General features: G+C 31.6%; 1 protein-coding gene. It reads left to right on the top strand.

The window, feature by feature from the left end; translation table 11 throughout:
• Nucleotides 1-144: 144 nt before the first annotated feature.
• Nucleotides 145-1,107 carry an IS30 family transposase gene (locus HNP99_RS17605; protein ID WP_173854761.1) on the top strand — a complete coding sequence of 321 codons (963 nt, stop codon included), beginning with the start codon at nt 145-147 and terminating at the stop codon, nt 1,105-1,107.
• Nucleotides 1,108-1,133: the final 26 nt, after the last annotated feature.

The following is a 1,133-nucleotide window of genomic DNA, read 5'->3' as shown; positions in this document are numbered from 1 at the left end:
CTTAGATTCAAGTGATAAATGCAACACTCCTTATTTGTTTAAATAAAGCCTACTGATAAGACTTGAAGATCTAGATCTTCAAGTCTTATCAGTAGGCTACGAAAAAAATTTCTCTTATTTTTGGGTTACTAAGCACAAAAAAAGATGTCACATTTAACGATTGAACAAAGATACGAAATTGCTACACTTCGTTCACAAGGATTTTCAATGAGTAAAATTGGAGGGTTTATAGGTAGAGATAAATCTGTAATTTCAAGAGAGCTATCCAGAAATTCCGATCAAAGAAATAATGTTTATAAAGCTAAATTAGCCCAAAGTAAAGCCAGTATTCGACAGCATGATAAAGTTAAGAAAATACGCTTTACTGAACAGATAAAAGCACGTGTTATTCATCTTTTAGAAGAAGATTTCAGTCCTGAACAAATAGTAGGATATTGTAGTGATAAAAACTTTGAATGTGTTTCGATTGAAAGAATTTATCAATTCATTTGGAGCGACAAAAAGAAAGGCGGACAACATTATAAGCACTTACGCACAAAAGGAAAGCGATATGCTAAAAGAGGGGCTTTAAAAGGCTCAAGAGGTATTATTAAAGACAGAGTTGGTATTGAAAACAGGCCGTTGGTTGTAGAAGAAAAGCAAAGAATTGGGGATTTAGAAATTGATTTGGTAATAGGTAAAAATCACAAAGGAGCTCTGTTAACAATAAATGATAGAGCATCAGGTGTGCTTAAAATGGCTAAAATAAACAGTAAGGAATCACAAGAAATTCAGGAGAAATTAATTGAATTATTAATGGATTGGAAACCCATTTTGCACACCATCACATCTGATAATGGGAAAGAGTTTGCTAACCATAAAAAAGTATCTGAAATACTAGAAATCTCATACTTTTTTGCCAACCCATATTGTAGTTGGGAAAGAGGTGCTAATGAAAATTTAAATGGTCTAGTAAGACAATATTTTCCGAAAAAATATAACTTTGATTTAATAACAGAAGAAGAGGTTTTAAGAGTAACAAATAAATTAAATAACAGACCCAGAAAAAGATTTGGTTTTAAAAGTCCAAATGAAATTTTTGAGCAAAAACTTAAACAATCTGCATGAGGTTGCATTTGTTAATTGAATCCACC

It is taken from the genome of Flavobacterium gelidicaeli (genome assembly GCF_013294005.1).
Classification (GTDB): domain Bacteria; phylum Bacteroidota; class Bacteroidia; order Flavobacteriales; family Flavobacteriaceae; genus Flavobacterium.
Note: the sequence above shows the minus strand (reverse complement) of the source record. Positions and strands in the feature narration are given on the sequence as shown.

What these genes read in the sequence shown, in the direction of transcription:
- HNP99_RS17605 (WP_173854761.1), top strand. Translation starts at nt 145, where the DNA reads ATGTCACATTTAACGATTGAACAAAGATACGAAATTGCTACACTTCGT.